Here is a 20,830-nt window from a genome sequence, read left to right as displayed (position 1 = left end):
ACGTTACCCGATGACCCGGCCTGAGACCTGAGAAGATCGTCGGATGACCGATGCCGCCAGGGACGCCGCGAGGGCCGCCGAACGCTCGCCGGTCATGCGCGGTCTGGCTCGGGGCGGGTATGCCGCCAACGGCGTGGTGCACGGCGTTCTGGGTGCGATCATCATCGCGATCTCCCTGGGCGGAAGCGGCGAGCCAGATCAGGCGGGCGCGTTCGACGCACTCAGCACCGTCCCCCTGGGCTTGGCGGGTGTGTGGCTGCTGGCAGGACTGCTCGGCGCGCTCGCGCTGTGGCACGCGGCGCAGGCGGTGCTGGTGCGCGGCCGCGACCTGCGCGCCTGGGGGCGCCGGGTCTCCCCCAGCGCCCAGTCCCTCGTCTACGTCGTCTTGTCGGGCATCGCTGTGACCGTGGCTCTCGGCGCGCGTCTCGACGGCGACCGCAGTGCGCGTGAGGCCAGCGAAGGACTTCTCGCGACGCCCGGAGGCGTGTTCGTCCTCGGCGCCGCCGGGCTCGGCATCGCGATCGCGGGGATCGCCTTCGCCTCGATCGGAGTGCGGCGCTCGTACGACAAGGTCGTGCGGATCCCGGACGGCGGGCGCGGCGTGACCCTGAACGTGGTCGCCGTGATCGGCTACATCGGCAAGGGTGTGGCGATCGGGATCGTCGGCATCCTCCTGCTCGTCGCAGCCTTCCGTCAGGAGGCGCGGGCAGCAGGCGGAATGGATGCCGCGGTGCACGCGCTGCTCGAGCAGACGCTCGGTCCCCTGCTCGTCTTCCTGGTGGGGCTCGGACTGCTGTCCTACACGGTCTTCAGCTTCTTCCGCGTCCGGTACGCGAAGCTCTGACGCATGCGCTCAGCGTACGGCGCGCGGCTCCTCGGGAGGAGAGGCCGCAGGCGCCGACGCGAACGTGTTCACGGCACGGATCAGCTGGTGCAGCTCGCCCACCCGGTGCCGGTCGAACTCCATGGTCAGGCGAGGCTGATCCACTCGGTCGTCGTCGCGCCGCTCCTGTTCGGTGACGGCCGCCCGCTCGATGCGTCCGCCGGTCAGGAGGGTGCTGAATCGATCGTTCAGCGCGGCCACTTCGTCGTCGCTGGGCTCGGCGCACAGGCGCAGGACCAGCCGGGACCCGAACCAGCGGAGCGAGTCGTAGTTGCGCCAGAATCCGGTGATCTCGGATGCCGCAGCGTCGACCGAATCCGTCACGAGCACGCGGTCGAGGTCGTCCGGCGAGATCACCCCGGTGGGGATGAGCTCCTCCGCGGCGAACCGCTGGAGGCCCTGCCAGAACGAGCCTCCCGGCGCATCGAGGAGGACGATCGGGGTCGGCTCGGCCTTGCCCGTCTGCTGCAACGTGAGGAGCTCGAACAATTCGTCCAGGGTGCCGAAGCCGCCGGGGACGCAGACGAATCCGCGCGACTCCTTCACGAGCATGAGCTTGCGGGTGAAGAAGTACTTCATCGCGACGACTCGATCGGCTTCGGCGATCACCGCGTTCGGCTTCTCCTCGAACGGCAGACGGATCGACACACCCAGGGAGCGCTTGGGGCCTGCGCCCTCCGCGGCCGCTTGCATGATCCCTGGTCCCGCCCCGGTGACCACCATCCATCCCTGCTCCGCGAGAGCAGCGGCGACCGCGGCCGCCGCTCGGTAGAGCGGGTCATCGGCTCGAGTGCGCGCCGATCCGAAGATCGTCACCTTGGGAACGTCGGCGTACGGTGCGAACAGACGGAACGCCGAACGCATCTCGGTGAGGGCCGCCGAGGCGATCTTCAGGTCGAGGCGATCTGTGGCATCCAACCCCAGACCGACACCCGTAGCGAGGATTCGCGCGACGAGGTCGGCGTTCGCCGCGACACCGGCTTCCTCGATGACGGCACGGATGTGGTCGGTGACGTCGCCGCCTACCGGGTTCGTGGAGCTCGTCGACATGACTCCAGGCTGTCACGAAGCGGCATCCGCCGGGTGAACTCCCGGCCTCGCGGAGGAGGCGATGCGGGAGTCAGCGTGCGGCGAGCGCCGCGACGGCCTCGTCGACCGTCACGTTCTGCCGGTCGCCCGTGCGCCGATCCCAGAGTTCGACCTGGCCCTCGGCGGCGCCGCGCCCGACGATCACGATCTGCGGCACGCCGATGAGCTCGGCGTCGCCGAATTTCACACCGGGCGAGACCTTGGGACGGTCGTCGAACAGCACGTCCTTGCCTGCGGCCTCGAGCTCGGCGACGAGCTTCTCGGCGACCTCGAACGCGACAGCGTCCCGGCCGGTCGCCACGACGTGGACATCGAAGGGCGCGATCGATGCCGGCCAGATCAGCCCCTTCTCGTCGTTGTTGAGCTCCGCGAGGATCGCGAGGATGCGCGTGACGCCGATGCCGTAGGAGCCCATGGTCACGGTGACGAGCTTGCCGTTCTCATCGAGCACCTTCAGCCCGAGCTTCTCAGCGAAGAAGCGGCCCAGCTGGAAGACGTGCCCGATCTCCATGCCGCGGGCGAGCTCGACCGGGCCCGATCCGTCCGGAGCGGGGTCCCCGGCGCGCACCGTCGCGACGTCGATCACGCCGTCGGCGCCGAAGTCGCGACCGTAGACGAGCGAGTGGACGTGCTTCTCGTGCTCATTCGCGCCCGTGATCCACGCCGTGCCGGCGACGACGCGGGGATCGACGAGGAAGCGGATGCCGGTGTGCGACTCCTCGCCGAGCACCGCCCCGCGTGCCGACCAGGGTCCGATGTACCCCTTGACCAGGCCGGGGTGCTTCGCGAAGTCCGCCTCGGTGGCGGGCTCGACCGCGGCCGGGGCGAACGCCACTTCGACGCGCTTGTCGTCGACGTCGCGGTCGCCGGGCAGACCCACGACCACGAGCTCGCGCTGACCGTCGAGGTGCGTGAGGGCGAGCACGACGTTCTTGAGCGTGTGCGCCGCCGTCCACTGCACGGCACCGTCCGTGGCAGGTCCGGCGATTCCGGATGCCGGTGCATCCAGGTGCGCGTTGCTGTGGGCAACGAGCGTCTCGATCGTGGGTGTGCCCGGCGAATCGAAGACGACGGGCGCGCCGGCGGGGATCTCGAGCGCCGCGGGTGGGAGGGTCACGAACGCCTCGACGTTCGCCGCGTATCCACCGGAGGATCGGACGAAGGTGTCTTCGCCGACGGCGATGGGGTGGAGGAACTCCTCGCTGCGGGCGCCGCCCATCAGGCCGTTGTCGGCGGCGACGATGACGTATTCCATGTTCAGGCGCTGGAAAATCCGCTCGTACGCGTCGCGCTGCGACTGGTACGACGCGTCCTGGCCCTCGTCGGTGTAGTCGAACGAGTAGGCGTCCTTCATGGTGAACTCACGACCGCGCAGGAGTCCGGCGCGGGGCCGAGCCTCGTCGCGGTACTTGTCCTGGATCTGATAGATCGACAGCGGTAGGTCCTTGTAGGAGGAGTACAGGTCCTTCACGAGGAGGGTGAACATCTCCTCGTGCGTGGGCGCCAGCAGGTAGTCGGCACCCTTCCGGTCCTGCAGGCGGAAGATCCCGTCGCCGTACGACGTCCACCGCCCCGACTCCTCGTACGGGTCGCGCGGCAGCAGGGCCGGGAAGTGCACCTCAAACGCGCCCGCAGCGGCCATCTCGTCGCGGATGATCTGCTCCAGCTTGGCCTTCACCCGAAGACCGAGCGGCAGCCAGGTGAAGATGCCCGGGGCGGCGCGGCGGATGTAGCCGGCGCGCACCAGCAGGCGGTGGCTGGTGACCTCGGCGTCGGCCGGGTCTTCGCGGAGCGTGCGGAGGAAGTATGTCGAGAGACGGGTGACCACGAGGCACAAGTCTAGGCGCGCACGCTCGACGCTCGTGGCGGCGGCCCGCCTAGCCTGGAGTGATGCGTACTGTGCTCCTGACCGGATTCGAGCCCTTCGCGGGCGATGCCGCCAACCCCTCGGGAGACGCGGTCCGCCTCGTCGAGGGCCGGTGGAAGGGACCGGAACGCCTCGTCGTGGAGGTGCTGCCCGTTGCCTTCGAGGCAACGACCGCGCGTCTGGCCGAACTCCTCGCCGCGCATCGCCCCGACGTCGTGATCGCGACGGGGCTGGCCGGCGGACGCGACGCCGTCACCCCGGAGCGCGTCGCGATCAACCTCGCCGACGCCCGTATCCCCGATAACGCAGGGCATCGGCCGCAGGACGCTCCGGTGATCGCCGGCGGCCCCGCCGCCTACTTCGCCACTCTCCCCGTGAAGGCGATCAGCACCGCCTTGGCGACGAGCGGCATCCCTTCGACCGTCTCGCACACGGCGGGAACCTTCGTGTGCAACGCCACGATGTACGCCGCACTGCACGCCAGCGCGCAGTCGACCGTGCGAGCGGGGTTCATCCACGTGCCCTGGGCCGACGGCGCCGCCCCGGTCGGCGCCCCCTCCCTCCCGATCGAGCGGATCGCCGGCGCCCTCGAGATCGCCGTGCGCGTGTCGCTCGATGTCCCCGGCGACATCAGCGCGGCCGGCGGCGAGATCAGCTGAGCGCGAGGAGCTGCCGCGCCACCGTGCGGATGTCGTCCATGCTTTCGGCGTCCCCCGGCTCGCCGAAACGGCCTTCGACCAGCAGGAGGTCTTCGCTCCCGCGCACGAGGATCCTGAGCCCGTGGTCGCCCTGGCTCTCGGTGGCATCGGCGCCGTCGATCGGCGAGACGGTGCCGCCGAACCGGTCGGTCACTTTGTCCCATCTGTCCGCGCCACCTGGCACGATGACGACCTGCAGCTCCCGGAAGTCGGTGAGCTCGGACCAGTCACAGGCCCGCACGAGGTCCGTTCCCTCGACGACCCGCCGATCGAAGGGGAAGTCGCCCTCCATGATCGGTACCGGGAATATCTCGTCGGCTCGCAACACCGCGGATGGGTCGATGAGGTCGGCGAGGTCGTTGCAGGACGGGGGCACGGCCGGCGGCTCGGCCAGCGGCGTCCGGGCGGCAACGCGGACAGCGTCGACAGCGGCATCGCGAAGTCGCGCGACGGTGTCCACCTCCGCCTGCGTCTGCGTCACCGTGAGGAACGACACGGCCACCGTGAACTCGTCCGAGGATCCGGTTCCGATGCACTCGACGGCGTCGTAGAACGGCGCACACTCGGCTTCCGTCACGGCCAGCGATTCCGCCCGATCAGCAGGAAGTGCGACGATCGTTCCCGAGAGTTCGTCGGTCTCGAACCCGCACAGGAGCCCGCCCGCTACCTCTGCCGCCGTCGACCACAGCGTTTCCGGTTCCGTCGCGACGGCTGAGCCGGTCACCGCGCTCAGCGATGGGTTCGCAAGCAGCTCATCGCACGTGGACGCGATCCCCTGAGCGACATCCGGCGCCTCCGGCGAAGGCGTCTGTCCGACGGATGGCGTGGGCGATGACGTCGGGGTGGGCGACGGACTGGCCTCCGTCGGACCCCCGCATCCGGCGAGGAGTATCGCCGTGAGCACGGTAGCCATGCTCGGCAGGATGAACCTCAGGCACGTGTCGTTCCCCCGTTGCCGCACGAGACGACCCTAGCGGTTGACTCTCGCACGCGAGGAGACCCGCGCCGCGGCTCGACACGGGAGTCCGCGCACCCGTCGCGGTCCGCCCATCCCCCGTGAGGGCGTCCGCGGGAGAGCGAACCGAACCCCGCCCGTACTCCATACCGGCACTCCCGCCCCGATCATGAGGTCGCTGAAGGGCTGATCACCCGGCTTACACTGGCGGCGTGCCCCGACGTCGTGCTCGACTCGTCTCCCCCGCCCAGACCGAACTCCGCGCCTCGCTTGCGGCGCTTCGCGACGAGCTCGGCCTGCCGAGCGCATTCCTGCCGGAGGTGGAGGCGGAGGCGGCGAGCGCCGCGGTCGGCGTGGCCACTGACCCGACTGCCGCAGGCCTCGCCGATCTCCGCGGCATCCCGTTCCTGACGATCGATCCGGAGGGGTCCACCGACCTCGACCAGGCGATGCACATCGACCGCGCCGACGACGGCGGCGCCGTGCTCCACTACGCGATCGCCGATGTGCCGGCGTACGTAGCGTTCGGCGGCGCCGTCGACGCCGAAGCCCGCCGGCGTGGCCAGACGCTTTACGCGCCCGACGGCCGCATCCCTTTGCACCCCACCGTGCTCAGCGAGGACGCCGCCTCACTCCTGCCGGATCGTGATCGCCGCGCGTTCGTCTGGCGCTTCGTGATGGATGCCGCCGCCCGACCGACCGAGACGACGCTCACTCGCGCCGTCATCCGATCCCGCGCGCAGTGGTCTTATGTCGAGGCGCAGCGGGCGGTCGATGCGGGCACCGCACCCGACACCCTGCGTCACCTCGTCTGGTTCGGCGAGGAGCGCTCGCGGCGGGAGAGCGAGCGGGGCGGTGCGAGTCTGAACCTGCCCGAGACCCGCGTCGTGGCCACGGACGAGGGATATGCACTCGAGGTCGATGAGGGCGTACTCCTTGAGGACGCCAATGCACAGGTCTCCCTCCTGACCGGGATGGCCGCGGCCGAGCTGATGGTCTCGGGACGGGTCGGGATCCTCCGGACGATGCCTCCCGCCTCCGCCGAGGACATCGCCGCGTTCCGCGCGCAGACCGTCGGTTTCGGGCTCCCCTGGGCGACCGGGGTGGCATACGGCGATTATCTTCGCGACCTGCCGCGGACGCCGCTCGGGCGGGTCGTCCGCGAGCACGCCGCCGGTCTGTTTCGCGGTGCAGGCTACGCCGTCTTCGACGGAGAGGTGCCCGAGGCCACGATGCAGTCGGCCATCGCTGCGCCGTACGCGCACGTGACCGCGCCTCTGCGCCGGCTCGTCGATCGATGGGCGCTCCTGATCTGCGAGGCTCTCGCGAACGGGCGCGAGGTACCCGCTGACGTGAGGTCCTCTCTCGACGAGCTGCCCTCGATCATGGGCCGTTCCTCTCAGATCGCGGCACGGCTCGACGGGGGCACAGTGGACCGTGTGGCCGCCGCCCTCCTCCACGGGCGAGCGGGGCAGGTCTTCGATGCCGTCGTCCTGCGCCGTCGCGAGGAAGACGCTGAGGTCGCGCTGACCGAGCCACCGGTAGAGGTGCGTGTGCCGGACGTGGCCGGTGAGCCCGGGACGACCGTTCGCGTTCGGCTCGTGCGAGCCGACATCCGTGCCGGCTCGACGGAGTTCGTCTCCCACGTGTGACGGACGAGGTTGCGGGGATGTCCCCTCTCGTGTGCAATATATTGCATGCCGGTTCCGTCGTCTCCCCTGCCGCCCCGCCCGTTGCTCCGCGACGAGGTGCGCCACCGGCTGCGCGACGCGATCGTCGACGGGACGCTCGCCCCGGGTGAGCAGCTCCGCGATGGCGAGCTGGCGACGTGGCTGGGCGTGTCACGGACGCCCGTGCGCGAAGCCCTGCTCGATCTGGCTCGTTCCGGGCTCGTTCAGACTCTGCCCGGGCGCTCCACCGTGGTCGCGCCGGTCGACGGCGCCGAGCTGAGCGACGCGCGGGCCGTCGTCGCCGCCATGCACCGCCTCGCGGTGAGTGAGGCGATCCCCCTCCTCACCGATGAGGACCTGGGCCGGATGCGACAGGCGAACGATGCCTTTATCGCGGCACACGAGGCCGGTGACACGGATGCCGCTGCGGCCGCGGATCACGCCTTCCACGCCGTCACGGTCGAGCGCGCGGGCAACGTCGCCGTCCGCACCGTGCTCGCCCTCTACAGCCCCGTCCTGGAGCGCGCGGAACGGCTTCGGTTCGCCTCGCACGACGCCGCCCTCTCGGCCTCGCGGCATGCCGACCTCATCCGCCTGTGCGAAGAGCGGGACGTGCACGCCGCGGCATCCGTGGCCGAACGCATCTGGCTCGACCTGCCCACCGACCCGAACCCGACACAGGAGACCGCATGATCCTCGACCAGTTCCCTCGCCACCCGCTGACCTTCGGGCCGAGCCCGCTGCAGCACCTCAAGCGACTGACGCAGCACCTCGGCGGCGCGCAGGTGTGGGCGAAGCGGGAGGACGTCTCCAGCGGTCTCGCCTTCGGCGGCAACAAGACCCGCAAGCTCGAGTACATCGTCCCCGACGTGCTCGCCAGCGGCGCCGACACCCTCGTCTCGATCGGCGGCTACCAGTCGAACCACACCCGCCAGGTCGCCGCCGTCGCGGCGCACCTCGGGCTGAAGGTTCGGCTGGTGCAGGAGAAGTGGGTTCCCTGGGACGAGCCGGTCAACGACAAGGTCGGGAACATCCTCCTCTCCCGGATGATGGGCGCCGACTCCCGCCTCGACGACGCGGGATTCGACATCGGGATCCGCGACTCCTGGAAGCAGGCGCTTCAAGAGGTGGAAGATGCCGGCGGCACCCCGTATGCGATCCCCGCGGGAGCCTCGGAGCACCGCCTGGGCGGACTCGGCTTCGCCAACTGGGCCTTCGAAGTGGCCGAGCAGGAGAAACAGCTCGGCGTCTTCTTCGACACGATCGTGGTGTGCACGGTGACCGGATCCACGCACGCCGGCATGATCGCCGGGTTCGCCGCACTCGAAGACCTGACCGGTGTGAAGCGCCGCGTCATCGGCATCGACGCCTCCGCGACGCTGCGCAAGACCCGCGACCAGGTCGCGCGCATCGCTCGGAACACCGCAGAGCTCATCGAGCTCGGGCGCGACCTCCGCGACGACGAGATCCAGGTGCTCGAAGGCTGGGCGGGCGACCTCTACGGCATCCCTGTCGAATCGACCATGGACGCGATGGCCCTCGGCGCGCAGCTGGAGGCGATGATCACCGACCCCGTGTACGAAGGCAAGTCCCTCGCCGGGCTCATCGACCTCGTGAAGACCGGCGACATCCCGAAGGACTCCACCGTCCTCTACGCGCACCTGGGAGGACAACCGGCGATCAACGCCTACCACTCCCTCTGGAGCTGATCGGGGTGAGTGGGATGCCGCGCACCGGCATCCCCTCAGCCCGATGCGAGTGCTGCCAGCGCCCGCTCGGCGACGTCGGCCGCGAACTCGACCCCTTCCGCACCGCCCGCCACGACCACGTTGACGCCGTCCGTTGCGTAGACGTTGACGAGATGCTCGTCGTACGACACCGCGACGGCGGCCCGTGCGCCTGTCAGTTCGACGTCGACTCCTCCGTCGAGAATCACGTCCCACATCCAGTGGCCGCCCGGATAGACGGAGACGGAGAAGATGCGGTGCTCCTCGTCAGGCGCGAGCCGGTCACTCGACGAGTAGTACGGGCAGTCCTTCGAGACGTCGGCAGCGGCCATCAGCGATTGCTCCGCTTGCTCGGAACCTTCCCAGTAGCCCGATTCGAAGCCGCCCTCTGTCAACTCGTCGAAGCGCATGTGAGACGCGAACTCCTCGCAGGATGGCAGCGTCCACCATTGCGCCGTGCGGGTGGCAGGCACGGGGGCTCCGCCACGCGACGCGACACCGGCCGCGGCGGCGGCAATCGTGCGGTCCAGAAACGCTTCGGAAGGCTCTCCCATCGATCCCTCGCCGTAATACGGGGGGGATGCCATGATCCAGACGCCGTCGACCGATCGCGACAGCCGACAGATGCTGGTGTCGTAACTCGGATCGCATCGCTTCGCGTCGAAGGTGTCGAGGAACTCGGCGGGCACCTGATCGACCGGGAGCAACAGAAGGCTGAGGTTGTGCACCTCCGAGGAGGAGACCTCATTCGCCACCCACCGGCATGTCAACCCACCGAGCGTGCCCTCGGGTAGCGGGTCCGGGAGCGCGATCCCGTCCACTGCCGCGAGGTAGTCGTCGAATGTCGTCCATCCTTCACCGAGGAGGTCGTCGAGCTCGGCCCCCGTCAGAACGGCCGCGCAGTCACCGTCGAAGAACCTGGTGGGCACCGTGACGGTCGGTGGCTCCGAAGGAGTGGGCGTGGCTGACGACGACATCTCGGGCGTCGGCGCGGCCGTGCCGACCGTCTGAGGCAATGTCGGCGACGCCGCGCACCCGACGAGGACGAGAGCAGAGACGAACGCGATGAGGATGCCGACACGGAGGCGCATAGGTCGATGCTCTCAGCTCCGTCCAGGATCGGCGCACCGACCTCCGCAACGATCCGATCACGCTCATGCCCCAGCAGGAATGTGCCTCGCCACGCGTCGGAATTCGCACTTCGACGTCACCGCCCCTCGCGATGAGGAGGGGAATCCGCTCCTGGAGCAGGAGCGCGACCCTGAGGGCAACGAGTTCTGCCTGCAGTGAGGCCGATCAGGACGTGACGACCTGCGCCGTTCCGATGGGCGCATCGGGTCCCATCTCGTCCGCGATGCGGTTCGCCTCCTCGATGAGCGTGGCGACGATGTCAGCCTCGGGAACGGTCTTGATGACCTCGCCCTTGACGAAAATCTGGCCCTTGCCGTTACCGGAGGCGACGCCGAGGTCGGCCTCACGCGCCTCGCCCGGCCCGTTCACGACGCAGCCCATGACAGCCACGCGGAGCGGCACCGTCATGTCCTTGAGGCCCTCGGTCACGTTGTCGGCCAGCGTGTAGACGTCGACCTGCGCGCGGCCGCACGAGGGGCACGAGACGATCTCGAGCTTGCGCTCGCGGAGGTTCAGCGACTGCAGGATCTGATGCCCGACCTTGACCTCCTCGGCCGGCGGCGCCGACAGGGAGACGCGGATCGTGTCGCCGATACCCTCGGAGAGCAGGATGCCGAACGCGGTCGCGGACTTGATCGTACCCTGGAACGCCGGGCCGGCCTCGGTCACGCCGAGGTGCAGCGGCCAGTCGCCCCGCTCGGCGAGCATGCGGTAGGCCTTCACCATGACGACCGGGTCGTTGTGCTTCACCGAGATCTTGAAGTCGTGGAAGTCGTGCTCTTCGAACAGCGACGCTTCCCACACCGCGCTCTCTACGAGGGCTTCGGCGGTCGCCTTGCCGTGCTTCTCGAGCAGACGCTTATCGAGCGAACCGGCGTTCACACCGATACGCAGCGAGACGCCGGCCGCCTTCGCAGCCGCGGCGATCTGGCCGACATTGCCGTCGAACTCACGGATGTTGCCGGGGTTCACACGCACCGCGCCGCATCCCGCGTCGATGGCACTGTAGATGTAGCGGGGCTGGAAGTGGATGTCGGCGATGACCGGGATCTGGCTCTTGGCCGCGATGATGTGCAGCACGTCGGCATCCGCCTGGTGCGGCACCGCCACGCGGACGATCTCGCAACCGGACGCGGTGAGCTCGGCGATCTGCTGCAGCGTCGCGTTGATGTTCGTCGTCGGCGTCGTCGTCATGGACTGCACGGTGACCGGGGCATCGCCGCCGACGAGCACCTTGCCGACCTTGATCTGACGGCTCTTACGACGGGGGGCGAGGACCTCCGGCACGCGGGGCATCCCGATGTTCACAGCTGGCACGACTCCAGCCTAGGCCGCGCGGGCTGGAGTCGGGCTGAACACCCGGCGTCGAGCCAGCCACCCATCGCCGGGCGGACGCGGTCGCTGTGGTAGGTTCGCCCCATGTTCGCGAACCGTTCCTGGTGGCGCTCCGCCTGAGGCGGACGCTGCGTGCATCCCGACGACCGCCTGAGCCTCCAGCCCGGCGGTCTTTTCGTTGAGACGGCGACCGCCCCGAACGAAAGAACCCCGATGTCCGGCACCGCCCTCGTCGACCTCGCCGAACTCGCCGCCTCCGGCGCGCCGTTCGCCCTCCTCGCCCGCGACGGCTCCACCGTCGAGGTCCTGACCGGCGATGTCGTCGACGTCGAGCTTCTCGCCGACATCCCCCTGACGGATGCCGCGGGCACCCCGCGCGAGGTGCTCGCCCTCGTCCCGTTCCGCCAGGTGGTCGAGCGCGGATTCGAGTGCCACGACGACGGCGCACCGCTCCGGTGCCTCGTCGTCTCGGGTCGCGACACGCTCGGCCTCGCCGATGCCCTGTCGCAGCTGCCCGGCGCGCCGGTTCCCCTGCGGGACGCAGGCTTCGACATCGCGGATGAGGATTACGCCGACATCGTCCGGCGGGTCATCGCCGAGGAGATCGGCCGGGGCGAAGGCGCCAACTTCGTCATCCGGCGCGACTACACGGCCGCGGTCGACACCGACCCGGTGATCGCGGGACTCACCTGGTTCCGGGCCCTGCTCGAACACGAACGCGGGGCGTACTGGACTTTCCTCGTCTCCACGCCCGGCCACCTCGCCGTCGGCGCGAGCCCGGAAGCGCACGTCAGTGCGCAGGCAGGCGAGTCCGGCGTCAGCACCGTGACCATGAATCCGATCTCGGGCACCTTCCGGCATCCCGCCGGGGGCCCCGCCCGAGAGACGCTCGCCGACTTCCTCGCCTCGACCAAGGAGACCGAAGAGCTCTTCATGGTCGTCGACGAGGAGCTGAAGATGATGTCGGCCGTGTGCAGCGACGGTGGACGGATCACCGGGCCGCACCTGAAGGAGATGTCCCGGCTCACCCACACCGAGTACATGCTCCGGGGCACAAGCACGATGGATCCGCGCGACATCCTGCGCGAGACCATGTTCGCCCCCACGGTCACCGGCTCCCCCATGCAGAACGCCTGCACGGTCATCACGCGTCACGAGCGCTCTCCGCGCGGCTACTACTCGGGCGTCGCCGCACTCTTCACACCGCGCGGCGACGGAGGTCACGACCTCGATGCCCCGATCCTCATCCGCACCGCCTACCTCGTGGACGGTCGCCTGCGCGTCCCCGTCGGTGCCACCCTCGTCCGCCACTCCGACCCATACGGCGAGGTCGGCGAGACGCACGGCAAAGCGGCCGGCGTCCTCGGCGCGATCGGCGCGATCGACCGGGCCGTCGCCCCGGTGGACGAGGACGCCCCCGCGGGCGCACCCCGGCCGCTCGCGGACGATCCCGGAATCGCCGAGCTGCTCGCCTCACGCAACGCACGACTCGCGCCTTTCTGGCTCGACCCTCAGGCCGCGCCCGGTGGGGGTCCCTTCGCCGGTCGCGACGCCGTCGTCGTGGATGCCGAAGATCGCTTCACCACGATGCTCGCCCACCAGCTGCGCCACCTCGGCTTCGCGGTGTCGATCCTCCCCTGGCGCGAGGCGGACCCGGAACGGATCGCCGCCGCAGCGCTCGTCGTGGCCGGACCCGGCCCGGGCGACCCCCGCGACGACACCAGCGAGCGCATCCGGCGGATGCGCGAGATCGTCGGCTCCCGCCTGGCCGCCGGCTCGCCCCTGCTCGCCGTGTGCCTCAGCCATCAGGTGCTCGCCGATCGACTCGGCATCGATCTCGCGCCCCTGACGAGTCCGCACCAGGGCCTGCAGAAGACGGTCGACGTCTTCGGCAGCCCCGCCTCGATCGGGTTCTACAACACCTTCACCGCCCGCGTCGCGCCCGGGACACAGCACCTGGGTGAGACGGAGGTCGCGGCCGACCTGTCCACCGGCGATGTCTACGCCCTCCGCGGGCCGCGCTATGCGTCGATCCAGGGCCACCTCGAGTCGATCCTGTCCGGCGACGGACTCATCACGCTGGAGCGCCTCGTCACGCACGCGCTGACGCCGACGCACGCCTGAGCCGGCGCGGCATCCGCCCGCTCAGCCGAACAGCTGCACCGGGTTGACGATGTCGGCGAGGATCAGCGTGCCGCCCATCAGGATCAGTCCGATCACCACGACGTACGTCACCGGGACCAGCTTGGTCGCATCGACCGGACGCGGGTCTCCCCGCCGGGTGAGGCGAGCCCACAGCCGCTTCACCCCGTCCCACAGCGCCACGACGACGTGCCCGCCATCGAGCGGGAGGAGGGGGATCAGGTTGAAGATGAACAGTGCGATGTTGAGCGATCCCAGCAGCGCGAGAATGCCCGAGACGCGGTTGACGATCGGCTGATCCGTCGCCGCCACCTCGCCCGCCAGCCGACCCGCGCCGACGACGGAGAGCGGACCGTTCGGGTCGCGCCCGGCACCGGTGAAGGTGTCGACCGCCGTCTCGTACACGCGCACCGGCAGCTGCCACATGATGCCGACGACCTGTCCCGCCTGCTCGATGGCGGCCTGGGGACCCTGCCAGATCGGCTGCGGAACGTACTCGACGCTCGCCGTCATGCCGACGAAGCCGACCTCGGCGGTCCGCACCTCACCGTCGGCGCCCTGCACCTCGCGCTCGGCCAGCACGGGAGTGACCTGCAGAGACTCTCGCGCGCCATCCCGGTCGACCACGATGGTCACCGGCTCCTCCGGGGATTCCTGGATGATCGCCGATGCCTCGGCGAACGTCGCGACGTCGGCGCCGTCGACCGAGACGATGACATCCCCCGGCAGGATGCCGCCGGCGGCAGCCGGTGATGCGGGATCGCCCGGAGCACACTCGGTCTGCTCCGTGCCGGCGGGCAGGACGCATTCGTTCACGGCGGCGACCGTCGTGGTCGCCGTCTGCACCCCGATACCGGAGAACATGATCGCGAAGAGCACCAGGGCGAGGAAGAAGTTCATCGCCGGTCCGCCCAGCATGATGACGACACGCTTGAGGACGGGAAGCTGATAGAACGCACGTCCCGCGCCGTCGCCGGCGAGCGTCTCGTCGTTGACCGCGCGTGCGTCTTGGATCATCGTGGCGAACATCCGCCCTCGACGCGACGGCACGGCGTCGTCCGTCGACGAGGGCGGATACATGCCCGCCATCGAGATGTACCCGCCGAGCGGCAGAGCCTTCACGCCGTACTCGGTCTCGCCGAAGCGGCGCGACCACAGCGTGGGCCCGAAGCCGATCATGTACTGGCCGACGCGAACCCCGAAGGCCTTCGCCGGAAGAAGATGCCCGATCTCGTGGAGGGCGATCGAGACGGCGAGCCCCAGCACGAGGACGACGACACCGATGACGAATGCGAGAACGGTCACGAGGCGACGCTACTCCGGCCCGCTATGAATGCGCCGCCACCTCCCCCCGCCGGGCGGGGGCGGCGATCCCGGTACGCTCGGAGGGTGCCCGCCCGTCAGAACGCCGATCGTCGCATCCGCACGATCCGGGCAGGCGCAGCATCGGCCACGGCTGTGATGATCGCGGGCGCCTCACACACCCTCGCGGGCGGCGCCGCTCCCCCGGCGTGGCTCATGCTCGCCGTGGTCATCCTCGCCTGGCCCCTCGCGCTCACGCTCGTGAGTCGACGCGCGTCGACAGCCCGCACCGCCGCCGTCGTCGCCGTGGCCCAGGTGCTCCTGCACACGGCGTTCGCCACGGTCGGCACCGGATCGCCGGAGGGTCTCGGTCATCACCCGCACGGGATCGTCGAGCTCAGCGCCGTGACCGGGACAGCGACGGTCCACCCGTCGATGGTGGTCGGTCACATCCTCGCCGCGATCGTCACCACCGCGGCTGTGCGCCACGGCGAGCGCCTCCTCGCGGTGATCGCCGCCGGTGTCCGTGCGATCCTCCCCACGGTCCCGGTGCCCCTGCCCGCCCCGTCGTCCGTGCCGGCGACGGTCACCGCCTACGCAGCGCCCCACTCGTCGCCCGTCTTCCTCACCGGCCTCTCACGCCGCGGCCCTCCGAGCTGAGCCCCGTCGCCCGGCGCGACACACGCTCACCCTCATCCGCGGCATCCGCCGCACGCTCAGAGAGACCTGCAATGACCCTTCGTTCCTCGCGCCGTTCGGCGCTCGCGCTCACCGGAATCGCCCTCGGAGGCGCCCTCGCCCTCGCCGTGCCGATGGCCGCCTCCGCTCACGTCCACGCCCATGCCGACGGCGCCGCCGCCGGCGCCACCAGCCGCGTCGAGTTCAGCTTCAGCCACGGCTGCGACGGCTCGCCCACGACCGCGCTCATCGTCGACGTCCCGGAGGGTGTCGACAACGCGACGCCCGTTGTCGACGGTGCATGGACCATCAGCCGCGAGATCGGTGACGACGGACTCGCCACCCAGATCACCTACACGGCGGTGACCCCCGTCGAGGACGGTCTTGCCGCCTCGATCGAACTCGACGCCCTCTTCGGGTCGGAGACGGGCGGCACCGAGATCGCCTTCCCCGTCACCCAGACGTGCGAGACCGGCGAGACGGCGTGGGTCGAGGTCGCCGAAGACGGCGAGGACCCCGAGCAGCTCGAGTCCCCCGCCCCGACCGTCGCCGTCGCCGCAGCCTCGGATGCACCCGCCGACGAACACGGTGAGCACACGGATGCCGCGGACTCGGCGTCCGCCGCGTCCGACGACTCCGCCCCCGTCGCGACCTGGCTGGCCGGTGGCGCCCTCGTCGTGAGCGTGGCCGCGCTCGCGGCCGCGCTCATCCGCCGCCGCCGCGCCTGACCCGCTTCCGGCTGCGCCGGAGGCGGGTGAGATGATGGGAGGACCATGCCACAAGCAGCGTCCGCCCCTCTCCCGCCCGTGCTCCGGCCGTCGGAACCGCCGCGCCGCTCGCTCGCCGAGCTGGCCGATGTCTTCGATGCCGCGACGACCTCCGATCTGAGCGGGATCGAGGTGCGCGGGGTCACCCTCGCGACCGGCGACCTCCGCGAGGGAGAGCTGTTCGTGGCGGTGCAGGGGGCTAACCGGCACGGCGCCGAGGTCGCCGACGTCGCCATCTCGAAGGGTGCGGTCGCGGTCCTGACCGACGCCGTGGGTGCCGCGGCGCTCTCAGGCGCGGGTGTTCCGGTCCTCGTCGTGGACGACCCGCGCGCCCGCCTCGGCGCGATCTCGGCCTGGGTGTACGGCACCGGTGCCGACGGGGATCTCCCCCCGATCCTCGCGGTCACCGGGACCAACGGCAAGACGAGCGTGACCCACCTCATGCAGGGGATCCTCCACGGCCTCGGCGTCGTCACCGGACTCTCCTCGACCGCCGAGCGCCACATCGCCGGGCAGGTCGTCCCCTCCCGGTTGACCACACCGGAAGCCTCTGAGGTCCACGCTCTGCTGGCTCTCATGACGGAGCGGGAGGTGGGTGCCATCCTGCTCGAGGTGAGCGCGCAAGCACTCACCCGCCACCGCGTGGACGGCATCCGATTCGACGTCGCCGGGTTCACGAATCTCTCGCACGATCATCTCGACGACTACGGCGACATGGCGACCTACCTCGAGGCGAAGCTCCAGCTGTTCCGCGAGGGGCGCTCCCGTCGCGCGGTCGTCGTCGTCGATCAGCCTGAGGGTGTCGAGGTGGCATCCCGATCGGAGATCCCCGTCGTCACGATCCTGACCCCCGAGATCGCCACCGATCCCGACGTGCCGGCCGACTGGCGCGTCGACCTCGTGGGCGAGACGCCCGACGGCGTCACCTTCACCCTCACGGGGCCCGCCGGAGCACTCACCACGACGGTCCCCGTCATCGGTCCGCACATGGCGTCCAATGCCGCCCTCGCGATCGTGATGCTGCTGGAGGCGGGCTTCGAGTGGAGGCGCATCTCCGACCTCATCGGCGGGGCACGGATCGACGCGCACCTCCCCGGCCGGATCCAGCGCCTGTCGGGCGCGCGCGGCCCGGCGCTGTATTTGGACTTCGGACACTCCCCCGACGCCTTCGAGAAGACCCTCTCCGCCGTGCGGCGGGTCACGCCGGGCTCGGTGATCATGGTGTGCGGCGCGAACGGTGACCGCGACACCACCAAGCGCGCCGACATGGGACGCGCGGCCGCCCTCGGCAGCGACATCGTCGTGTTCACCGACCAGCACCCCCGCTCGGAGGACCCCGCCGCCATCCGGGCAGCGTTGGTCGCCGGCGCGCTGGATGCCGACCCTCACGCCGTCATCCATCAGGTGACTCCCCCCGAAGACGCGATCGCGTTCGCGGTGACTCTCGCCGGTGAGCAGGATGCCATCCTGTGGGCGGGGCCGGGCCACCAGCACTATCGAGAGATCGCCGGGGTGCGGACGCCGTTCGACGCCGAGGCCGCGGCTCGCTCGGCGCTGCGCGCGGGCGGCTGGCCGATGCCGGACTGAGACGACCGCGTCTCAGTGGGCCGCGATGAGCCGGTCCGCTTCAGCGCGCGCCCAGCGCTCGGCGTCGGCGAGCGCTTCGCGAGTGAGGTCCGCCGGGGCGTCGTGCGCGTCCACCACGCGCGCGATCGTCTCCACGATCCCGAGGAAGCCCAGCCGCCCCTCGTGGAAGGCGTCCACCGCCTGCTCGTTGGCGGCGTTGAAGACCGCGGGGTAAGTGCTCCCCGCGCCGCCGACGCGTTTGGCGAGGTCGACGCTCGGGAATGCCGCGGCATCCAACGGTTCGAACGTCCAGCTCGATGCCGTTGTCCAGTCCAGCGGCGCGCCGACGCCGGCGACACGATGGGGCCAGTCCAGCGCGAGCGAGATGGGCAGCCGCATGTCGGGCGGCGAGGCCTGGGCGATGGTGGAGCCGTCCACGAACTCGACCATCGAGTGCACGATCGACTGCGGGTGGACGGTCACGTCGATCCGGTCGTACGGCACGTCGAAGAGGAGGTGCGCCTCGATGACCTCGAGTCCCTTGTTGACGAGCGTGGCGGAGTTCGTCGTCACCACGCGCCCCATGTCCCATGTCGGATGCGCGAGCGCCTCTGCAGGGGTCACCTCGGCGAGTTCGTCTCGGCTACGTCCGCGGAAGGGGCCACCGGATGCCGTGAGCACGAGCCGCCGCACCTCGTCGGGCGATCCGGCACGCAGGGCCTGAGCGAGTGCGGAGTGCTCGGAGTCGACGGGCACGATCTGCCCCGGGGCGGCGAGGGCGGTGACGAGCTCGCCACCGACGATGAGGGACTCCTTGTTGGCGAGGGCGAGGGTTCGTCCGCACTCGAGTGCCGCCAGCGTCGGCCCGAGGCCCACGGACCCGGTGATGCCGTTGACGACCACGTCGGCGTCGACCGCGCGGACCAGCTGCTCCGCCTCTTCCGCTCCGAGGGCGGTGTCGGTGACGCCGAAGGTGCGGGCCTGCGCGGCCATGCCCTCGCGATCCCGGCCAGCGGCGAGCCCGACGACCTGGAAGCGATCGCGGTTGGCCGCGATCACATCCAGCGCCTGGGTGCCGATCGAACCTGTGGACCCGAGGATGACGACGCGCCGCATGCCGTTCAGCCTATCCGCGGGCGCGCGTCATGAACGGCCCGGCGCCTCACTCGGTGCCGGTTGCGGCCGCCTGTCCCCCGAGGATGTCGACCACGAAGACGATGGTCTCGCCCTTGAGGTCCTCTTCGTTGATGGTGCCTTCGCCGTAGCCCTCGGCGGGCGGGATGACGACGAGCACCTGGGAACCGACCTTCTGCCCCTCGAGCGCCTTCTGGAAGCCGGCGACGTAGTTGGTCGTCGGGTACGCGATGGGCGCGCCCCCGTCCCACGTCGAGTCGAAGGTCTCGCCGTTGGACCAGCGGACGCCGGTGTACTGGATCAGGGCGTAGTCGCCCTTCTTGATCTCATATCCGTCGCCCTGCTTGAGGGTGGCGATCTCGGTCTCCGTCGGTGCGTCGCCCTCCGGGATCGTGATCGACGGCGCTCCGTCGTCGGCGAGCTTCACGGTCGGCATGCCGGCCACGGGCTCCTGAGCATCGCCGGATGCCGCCGTGGGCACCGTGCCGAGCAGGTCGAGCACGTACACCTCGGAACCGGCGCTCTCGGTCGCGGGGAAGGCCGCGACGACGCGCTTGCCGACATGGCCGCAGCCGAAGACCTGGCCCTGGATCGTGTCGGCCGCCAGCTGCGAGGGCAGCAGCTCTCCGGGCTCGTAACCGACGGTGGCGAGCGGCTCGCCCGTCTCACCGTTGTAGGCGGTCATCGCGTAGGAGATGAACTCACCCGCTTCGACGGCCTCGCCGTCGCCCTCGTCGAGCACGGTGACCTCGAGGTCCTCGGGCGCGATGGGGGTGTCGAAGGTGGCCTCCGCGGCCTCGCCGACGTCGCCCGAGACCTTCACGGAGTCCGAGGCGCTGCCCGAAGCGGCCGCGGCGTCGCACAGGTTTGCGGCGGCGGTCCCGCTGGGGGACGGGGCGGCTTCACCGCTGGCGCAACCGGCCAGCAGGAGCGCGGAGACCGCGGCGGCGGACAGGGCAGCGAGGGGGCGCAGGCGCACGAGAAACCTCTCGATCGAAGCAGGGGATCGTCCCATCCTCCCCCATCTTCTTCAGAGCGGGGTGTGAGTGCGGGCGCCCGGCGCCATGCCAGGGGTGGCATGGAAATGGCAGTACCCTCTTCTGGTGACCGAAGCGACGACTCCCTCAGAGACCCCCGCCGAGGTGACCGATGACGAGCTCGCTCGCGCTGGCGCCCTGTACTACCTCGTCCGCTGGGGGCTCGGCCCCCTGGCCCGGCTCATCTACCGCCCCCGGATCGAGGGTGCCGCGAACATCCCGCGCAGCGGCCCCATCATCCTGGCGAGCAACCACCTGAGCTTCATCGACTCCTTCGTGCTCCCGCTGTTCGCTCCGCGCCCCGTGTACTTCCTCGCCAAGTCGAGCTACTTCGAAGGCGGCGGCCTCGCAGGGTGGTTCAGCAACCGCTTCTTCCGCGCACTCGGCGCGACTCCGGTGCGTCGTGGTGCGGGTCAGGCGGCGCTCGACGCCCTCGACCAGCAGCGCCGCATCCTGCAGTCCGGCCGCGCGATCGCGCTGTACCCGGAAGGCACGCGCTCGCTCGATGGGCGGCTGTACAAGGGGCGCACCGGCGTCGCCTTCCTCGCGCTCGAGACCGGTGCGAAGGTGGTGCCGGTCGGCATCAGCGGGACGAACGACGCGATGCCCGTGGGGGCCAAGTGGCCGGCGCTGTCTCCGCGCGTCACGATCCGCTACGGGGAAGCGATCGACCTGTCGGGGCACGGTCCCGCATCGTCAGGTCGTGCGCGGCGGCAGGCCACCGATGAGATCATGACGGCCATTCACGCTCTGTCCGGCCAGGAGCTGGCGAACGCCTATAACGAGGTGCCGGCACAGAACCCGGTCGAGCGGCTGAAGCAGGTCCTCCCGCACGAGCGGCGCTGACCC

At 70.3% G+C, this 20,830-nt stretch carries 18 protein-coding genes; 10 read left to right on the top strand and 8 right to left on the bottom strand.

Going from position 1 to position 20,830, the window contains the following annotated elements; all coding sequences use genetic code 11:
- Positions 1-43: 43 nt before the first annotated feature.
- Positions 44-844, top strand: a complete 801-nt coding sequence (locus tag BKA24_RS06035) for a DUF1206 domain-containing protein (protein ID WP_184216141.1) — start codon at positions 44-46, stop codon at positions 842-844.
- Positions 845-853: 9 nt separating this feature from the next.
- On the opposite strand, the gene BKA24_RS06030 is transcribed toward BKA24_RS06035, so the two are convergent.
- Both BKA24_RS06030 and BKA24_RS06025 read right to left on the bottom strand, forming a co-directional pair.
- Positions 854-1,933 (bottom strand): LOG family protein, encoded by a 1,080-nt coding sequence (locus tag BKA24_RS06030; RefSeq protein ID WP_184216139.1) that lies wholly within the window; start codon positions 1,931-1,933, stop codon positions 854-856.
- A 70-nt stretch (positions 1,934-2,003) separates the two neighbouring features.
- The gene (locus BKA24_RS06025; RefSeq protein WP_184216137.1) at positions 2,004-3,800 is read right to left on the bottom strand and encodes a proline--tRNA ligase; all 1,797 of its coding nucleotides are present in this window, start codon (positions 3,798-3,800) and stop codon (positions 2,004-2,006) included.
- Positions 3,801-3,862: 62 nt separating this feature from the next.
- Between BKA24_RS06025 and pcp the strand changes: the two genes are divergently transcribed.
- Positions 3,863-4,498: a pyroglutamyl-peptidase I gene (gene pcp, locus BKA24_RS06020; protein ID WP_184216135.1), complete on the top strand. Its 636-nt coding sequence runs from the start codon at positions 3,863-3,865 to the stop codon at positions 4,496-4,498.
- Here the strand turns inward: pcp and BKA24_RS06015 are convergent.
- A complete protein-coding gene (locus BKA24_RS06015; RefSeq protein ID WP_221417283.1) occupies positions 4,491-5,450 on the bottom strand; it encodes a hypothetical protein in 960 nt (319 codons plus the stop codon). The genes pcp and BKA24_RS06015 overlap by 8 nt on opposite strands.
- A gap of 254 nt (positions 5,451-5,704) precedes the next feature.
- Between BKA24_RS06015 and BKA24_RS06010 the strand changes: the two genes are divergently transcribed.
- The 3 genes from BKA24_RS06010 to BKA24_RS06000 are packed head-to-tail and all read left to right on the top strand — an operon-like array spanning position 5,705 to position 8,871.
- Entirely contained in the window at positions 5,705-7,144 is a 1,440-nt protein-coding gene (locus BKA24_RS06010; RefSeq protein WP_184216132.1) for an RNB domain-containing ribonuclease, read from the top strand.
- Positions 7,145-7,189: 45 nt separating this feature from the next.
- Positions 7,190-7,855: a GntR family transcriptional regulator gene (locus tag BKA24_RS06005; protein WP_184216130.1), complete on the top strand. Its 666-nt coding sequence runs from the start codon at positions 7,190-7,192 to the stop codon at positions 7,853-7,855.
- On the top strand, positions 7,852-8,871 hold the full coding sequence (locus BKA24_RS06000; protein ID WP_184216128.1) for a 1-aminocyclopropane-1-carboxylate deaminase: 1,020 nt from the start codon (positions 7,852-7,854) through the stop codon (positions 8,869-8,871). The genes BKA24_RS06005 and BKA24_RS06000 overlap by 4 nt, the downstream gene beginning before the upstream one ends.
- 35 nt (positions 8,872-8,906) lie before the next feature.
- On the opposite strand, the gene BKA24_RS05995 is transcribed toward BKA24_RS06000, so the two are convergent.
- Together BKA24_RS05995 and ispG are read right to left on the bottom strand one after the other, a co-directional pair.
- On the bottom strand, positions 8,907-9,980 hold the full coding sequence (locus BKA24_RS05995; protein ID WP_184216126.1) for a DUF3558 domain-containing protein: 1,074 nt from the start codon (positions 9,978-9,980) through the stop codon (positions 8,907-8,909).
- 205 nt (positions 9,981-10,185) lie between these two features.
- The gene (ispG, locus tag BKA24_RS05990) at positions 10,186-11,337 is read right to left on the bottom strand and encodes a flavodoxin-dependent (E)-4-hydroxy-3-methylbut-2-enyl-diphosphate synthase (protein ID WP_184216124.1); all 1,152 of its coding nucleotides are present in this window, start codon (positions 11,335-11,337) and stop codon (positions 10,186-10,188) included.
- A gap of 231 nt (positions 11,338-11,568) precedes the next feature.
- Between ispG and BKA24_RS05985 the strand changes: the two genes are divergently transcribed.
- Positions 11,569-13,479, top strand: coding sequence for an anthranilate synthase family protein (locus tag BKA24_RS05985; RefSeq protein WP_184216122.1), 1,911 nt, complete (start codon positions 11,569-11,571; stop codon positions 13,477-13,479).
- 21 nt (positions 13,480-13,500) lie between these two features.
- Here BKA24_RS05985 and BKA24_RS05980 read toward each other — a convergent pair whose 3' ends face one another.
- Entirely contained in the window at positions 13,501-14,802 is a 1,302-nt protein-coding gene (locus tag BKA24_RS05980) for a site-2 protease family protein (protein ID WP_184216120.1), read from the bottom strand.
- 84 nt (positions 14,803-14,886) lie between these two features.
- Here BKA24_RS05980 and BKA24_RS05975 point away from each other — a divergent pair, with 84 nt between their 5' ends.
- The 3 genes from BKA24_RS05975 to BKA24_RS05965 all read left to right on the top strand — a co-directional run bounded on the left by BKA24_RS05975 (position 14,887) and on the right by BKA24_RS05965 (position 17,831).
- Positions 14,887-15,459 carry a hypothetical protein gene (locus BKA24_RS05975; RefSeq protein ID WP_184216118.1) on the top strand — a complete coding sequence of 191 codons (573 nt, stop codon included), beginning with the start codon at positions 14,887-14,889 and terminating at the stop codon, positions 15,457-15,459.
- Positions 15,460-15,530: 71 nt separating this feature from the next.
- Positions 15,531-16,205, top strand: a complete 675-nt coding sequence (locus BKA24_RS05970) for a DUF1775 domain-containing protein (RefSeq protein ID WP_184216116.1) — start codon at positions 15,531-15,533, stop codon at positions 16,203-16,205.
- A gap of 45 nt (positions 16,206-16,250) precedes the next feature.
- Positions 16,251-17,831, top strand: coding sequence for a Mur ligase family protein (locus BKA24_RS05965; RefSeq protein WP_184216114.1), 1,581 nt, complete (start codon positions 16,251-16,253; stop codon positions 17,829-17,831).
- Between the two features lie 12 nt (positions 17,832-17,843).
- Here BKA24_RS05965 and dxr read toward each other — a convergent pair whose 3' ends face one another.
- Positions 17,844-18,926: a 1-deoxy-D-xylulose-5-phosphate reductoisomerase gene (dxr, locus tag BKA24_RS05960; RefSeq protein ID WP_184216112.1), complete on the bottom strand. Its 1,083-nt coding sequence runs from the start codon at positions 18,924-18,926 to the stop codon at positions 17,844-17,846.
- A gap of 46 nt (positions 18,927-18,972) precedes the next feature.
- The gene (locus BKA24_RS05955; RefSeq protein WP_184216110.1) at positions 18,973-19,923 is read right to left on the bottom strand and encodes an FKBP-type peptidyl-prolyl cis-trans isomerase; all 951 of its coding nucleotides are present in this window, start codon (positions 19,921-19,923) and stop codon (positions 18,973-18,975) included.
- 124 nt (positions 19,924-20,047) lie between these two features.
- Between BKA24_RS05955 and BKA24_RS05950 the strand changes: the two genes are divergently transcribed.
- Positions 20,048-20,827, top strand: a complete 780-nt coding sequence (locus BKA24_RS05950) for a 1-acyl-sn-glycerol-3-phosphate acyltransferase (RefSeq protein ID WP_184216108.1) — start codon at positions 20,048-20,050, stop codon at positions 20,825-20,827.
- Positions 20,828-20,830 lie beyond the last annotated feature (3 nt).

Origin of the sequence: Microbacterium marinum (assembly GCF_014204835.1) — a bacterium.
Classification (GTDB): domain Bacteria; phylum Actinomycetota; class Actinomycetes; order Actinomycetales; family Microbacteriaceae; genus Microbacterium; species Microbacterium marinum.
This window is presented reverse-complemented; position numbering and strand designations above follow the sequence as displayed.

Excerpts from the sequence above, each read along its gene's own strand:
- BKA24_RS05995 (WP_184216126.1), bottom strand. The coding sequence starts at position 9,980 with ATGCGCCTCCGTGTCGGCATCCTCATCGCGTTCGTCTCTGCTCTCGTC.
- BKA24_RS05985 (WP_184216122.1), top strand. The coding sequence starts at position 11,569 with ATGTCCGGCACCGCCCTCGTCGACCTCGCCGAACTCGCCGCCTCCGGC.
- BKA24_RS06000 (WP_184216128.1), top strand. The coding sequence starts at position 7,852 with ATGATCCTCGACCAGTTCCCTCGCCACCCGCTGACCTTCGGGCCGAGC.
- BKA24_RS05970 (WP_184216116.1), top strand. The coding sequence starts at position 15,531 with ATGACCCTTCGTTCCTCGCGCCGTTCGGCGCTCGCGCTCACCGGAATC.
- BKA24_RS06030 (WP_184216139.1), bottom strand. The coding sequence starts at position 1,933 with ATGTCGACGAGCTCCACGAACCCGGTAGGCGGCGACGTCACCGACCAC.
- BKA24_RS06005 (WP_184216130.1), top strand. The coding sequence starts at position 7,190 with ATGCCGGTTCCGTCGTCTCCCCTGCCGCCCCGCCCGTTGCTCCGCGAC.
- dxr (WP_184216112.1), bottom strand. The coding sequence starts at position 18,926 with ATGCGGCGCGTCGTCATCCTCGGGTCCACAGGTTCGATCGGCACCCAG.
- BKA24_RS06035 (WP_184216141.1), top strand. The coding sequence starts at position 44 with ATGACCGATGCCGCCAGGGACGCCGCGAGGGCCGCCGAACGCTCGCCG.
- pcp (WP_184216135.1), top strand. The coding sequence starts at position 3,863 with ATGCGTACTGTGCTCCTGACCGGATTCGAGCCCTTCGCGGGCGATGCC.
- BKA24_RS05965 (WP_184216114.1), top strand. The coding sequence starts at position 16,251 with ATGCCACAAGCAGCGTCCGCCCCTCTCCCGCCCGTGCTCCGGCCGTCG.
- BKA24_RS06015 (WP_221417283.1), bottom strand. The coding sequence starts at position 5,450 with ATGGCTACCGTGCTCACGGCGATACTCCTCGCCGGATGCGGGGGTCCG.